This window comes from Nostoc sp. CHAB 5715 (assembly GCF_020829685.1).
In the GTDB taxonomy this organism is placed as follows: Bacteria; Cyanobacteriota; Cyanobacteriia; order Cyanobacteriales; family Nostocaceae; genus Nostoc.
In genome coordinates this window covers 1-3,753 of record NZ_JAIVFR010000755.1, presented here as the reverse complement: position 1 = coordinate 3,753, position 3,753 = coordinate 1, and the positions used below count along the sequence as shown (strand labels likewise).

Here is a 3,753-nt window from a genome sequence, read left to right as displayed (position 1 = left end):
CTGAACTCCTTTGGTATCGATCGCGTTGCGGGTCGAGTCATATTTCAAAATAGCTGAAGTGCTTATTATATATACATTCTAGCAGTTTTTGCCCCCCGGGTTCTCTGAGTTTGTGAGAAATGCGGGTTTTCCTCCAACTTAGACTGGTATTCGACAGAAAAGCGATTGCCAATAACAGCAAACGCTTACGTTGCTTGAGCAATGCTAGAGCAATTACCTGAACTAGCTCTTCTGCAAAGGATAGCCACGTCTAACTTAGAGAATTTTCAAAAGCTAGGCAAGAGTCGCCTAGCACTGATGCGATCACCCTTTGATGGTATGTGCTTAAGCATTCATTCGTTAGTGTAACTGTTTTTCCTTCTAGAGCTAAAAATTTTTCAGTATGGCTTTTGGGTAGTGGTAAAAAAATTAAAAGCGACTGCACGCCTAAAAGCCGCGATCACCACAGGAGAACACTAGGTTGTTTAGTTATTCACGATTGAGCTTAAACATTCCGCATTTTGTTTCAACACTAAAGCAACTAGCCAAATATACAATAGCAACGCCCTCAAATTCTCCCACTCATCAGGAGAAAGCAATATGTCTAGGTTTCAATCAATCAGCACTCCTCACCGAGTAAAAAGCGATCGCACTGGTTACTCGGCAAAGATCGCTGCCCGATGTCATCCAGCAATTCTCATAATGAGAATTCCTGCTATGTTTTGAGTTTTCACCAAATTTCCAAAAATAAAAATAGTTTATTATATTCGTGCTTTAGTTCAGGTGTACTACTGCTCTATTTACAAGTAATCACAACAAGTCCTGAACTTTGAGTAACGGTTTTTTAACCACTGCCTATTTCTTGAGTATTTCAAAGCGGTATGACTCGATATCGCTTACTTTTCCATGCGTTTATAGGAGGAGATATGAATCTCGAATCAAATCATTTAACTGAATGGCTCAACAGTGGAGTAGACGAAGAATTGATTGCCCTAAACGTGCAGTCGCTGTCCGGTACATTGCCTTACGATTATCTGTTGTACAGTCCCAAAATCTCCCGCCGCAACGACGGACGACTCCGAGACAGAGACTTGAAGAAATACCAACATATTGAACACGGGGGTTGGTGGTGTAGTGGCGTTGATCCACTCAATGATTATCAACAAATGCTCTGGGGCTGCTTCAAACCAGACAAGCCAAGGCGCGATCCGCAGAAAATTCACAAACATATTAAATACGAGCATCCATACAAAGAGCAGACCAGGGCTTTGTTCTTCTTCGTCACCAACAAGATTTGGGTAAAAGTGTCGAATCGTTGTGGTATCCCAATCACTGATCAAGACCTGCAACATCACGGTGGTTTCTGGCATTGGGTCTGGAAAAATAATGTACTAGTTGTGATTGTCGAGGGAGCCAAGAAAGCCGCTTGTTTGTTGACGGCTGGTTATGCTGCGATCGCCATCAGTGGAGTAAACGCTGGCTACCGTACACCCTCTGATGAGTATGGGACTGCCATTGGTAAACCTTTGCTCATCCCCGACTTGGCGCATTTTGCCACATCCGGTAGACCTGTCAATATCTGCTTTGACCACGATACTAAGCCCGAAACTGTTCAAAGAGTAAGAACAGCAATTACTCGTATGGGGCGATTGCTCATAAACTCTGGTTGCCAGCTACGAGTGATTGACCTACCAGGAACCGAAAAGGGAGTTGATGATTTTGTCGTTGCCCAAGGCTGTGATGCTTTCCATGCACTGTACAACACCACCGAAACGTTGGAGCTATGGGAAATCAAGCTATTTACCCTGCTGACTTACCCGCCAGCAATCATACTCAACCAAAGATTTCTCGGTCAGTTGCTTGTACCCGAAGGCGAAAAACTGATTGTCCTCAAAGCTCCCAAGGGAACTGGTAAAACGGAGTGGTTAACTCATGAAGTTGCTAAAGCACACGACCAAGGGCGGCGGGTTCTCATCATCACCCATCGTATCCAATTGGGTGAGGCATTGTCCGATCGCTTCGGAGTCGATTACGTTAGCGAAATTCACACATCCGACACAGGCGGCTTGCTGGGGTATGGCGTGTGCGTGGATTCTTTGCACAAAGATAGTCAAGCGCGATTCAACCCCAACGACTGGTCAACGGATTTTGAGAATTGACAGTCATTCTGTTTTAGACCCAGCACACCCAGCTTTTGAGTGTATTGCCCATCTCAACGAAATCCTAACCCAGTATGATTTAGTGATAGCCTCACCCAGCTTGGAAACAGGCGTTTCCATCGATATTCGAGGACACTTTGATGCAGTCTGGGGGATATTCCAGGGAGTGCAGCCTGTGAACTCTGTACGGCAGATGTTGGCACGGTTGCGCGAAACTGTTGACCGTCACATCTGGGTTAGCCAGTACGGTATGGGAACTGTGGGCAATGCTTCAACCTCTATGGGTGGATTATTGCGAAGTCAGGATATCGCAACACAAGCCAATATCGCTCTGTTGTCAGCTTCGGATAATGATGATTACTCGTTCATTGATCAGAAATTTCAACCCGAATCTTTACAAACCTGGGGCAAGCGTGGGGCTGTTATCAACGTCGAGATGCGCCGTTATCGTGAATTTGTGCTGAAGGGCTTGGAAACTGATGGGTACACCCTTATTGATGCTGATGATTCTGACCCCGACGAAACCAAGGAAGTCGTCAAAGAAGTGAAAGCAGCATCCAAAGAATTGTATAGGAGTGAATGCCTGGGGGTTTCTAAATCTGAAGATGTGTCAGATGCCGAACTGAAGAAGCTGCAAGAAAAGCGGGTGAAAATGAAAGAAGAAAGATACCAACAGTGTAAGGGTGAATTGTCCCGACGTTACGAAGTTGAAGTGACACCCGAATTAGTCGAAAAGGATGATAACGGCTGGTATCCCCAACTGCGGTTGCACTATTATCTCACTGTGGGGCGGGAGTTTTTGACCAGCCGGGACAGCAAACGGGCAAAGGCACAGGCTGAGGCTGGGGAGAATGCTATTTGGAAGCCAGATTTTAACAAGGGGCAGATGTTGTCGTCGGTGCTGTTGTTGGAAAGCCTGAATCTGTTGCAGTTGCTTACGCCTGGGGAGAAGTTACGAGGTTCTGATGAGAGAATGCAGAAATTTAAGGCGATCGCACTACAGCATCGGTTCTTGATCAAGAATTACTTGAACGTGACTATTTCGGAAAAACTGACTTCCATTGCGATCGCTCAGAAATTGCTGGACAAGATTGATCTGCGGCTGTCATACATTGGGCGGTTGGGGCCGAGGGGGAAGCGGGAGTGTGTTTATAAATTTGTTACTCCTAACGATGGGCGTGATTGTATTTTTAAGCAGTGGTTAAGTCGGGAGTTGGTGTCAGTCAGTAGTAATATAAATGTACCAACACCAATTACTGACACAACATCACTCCCCAGTAATGAGGATATGGGCGGACAGGAAAACCCCACTGATTCATGGTGGCAGCAGGTTAAATGTTACGTTGTCAGCTTCATGGAACGGCTAGAGTCTGGTGTGGATGCGATTAAAGAGTTTCTCTCTACCCTTAAAAGCGATGAGCGTTGGGGTGTGATGGTGGTGTTTGAGGAGGCACAACCGCAGATTTTTGGTCAGTTGGGTTTCTTGGGGCAACAACTTTAAAGACTTCTGGATTTTTTGGGGAATTTGGAAAGTCTCCAGTAGGTCATACGTGAGTGGATTGAGAAGAAACTGGAGTTCTTGCTCGTTTTGTAATCCCTTAAGAACCGTCAACCT

Annotated in this window: 3 protein-coding genes; all 3 read left to right on the top strand. The window is 45.6% G+C overall.

Annotation, left to right across the window (positions count from 1 at the left end; genetic code table 11):
• Positions 1-579: 579 nt before the first annotated feature.
• The 3 genes from LC574_RS38330 to LC574_RS38600 all read left to right on the top strand — a co-directional run bounded on the left by LC574_RS38330 (position 580) and on the right by LC574_RS38600 (position 3,639).
• A complete protein-coding gene (locus LC574_RS38330; RefSeq protein WP_267871731.1) occupies positions 580-705 on the top strand; it encodes a hypothetical protein in 126 nt (41 codons plus the stop codon).
• A 200-nt stretch (positions 706-905) separates the two neighbouring features.
• Positions 906-2,138: a DUF3854 domain-containing protein gene (locus LC574_RS38605; RefSeq protein WP_306422180.1), complete on the top strand. Its 1,233-nt coding sequence runs from the start codon at positions 906-908 to the stop codon at positions 2,136-2,138.
• Positions 2,128-3,639, top strand: coding sequence for a plasmid replication protein, CyRepA1 family (locus tag LC574_RS38600; protein ID WP_306422179.1), 1,512 nt, complete (start codon positions 2,128-2,130; stop codon positions 3,637-3,639). The genes LC574_RS38605 and LC574_RS38600 overlap by 11 nt, the downstream gene beginning before the upstream one ends.
• Positions 3,640-3,753: the final 114 nt, after the last annotated feature.

Bases quoted from the DNA above. Each gene is read 5' to 3' on its own strand.
- LC574_RS38330 (WP_267871731.1), top strand. From the start codon at position 580: ATGTCTAGGTTTCAATCAATCAGCACTCCTCACCGAGTAAAAAGCGAT.
- LC574_RS38605 (WP_306422180.1), top strand. From the start codon at position 906: ATGAATCTCGAATCAAATCATTTAACTGAATGGCTCAACAGTGGAGTA.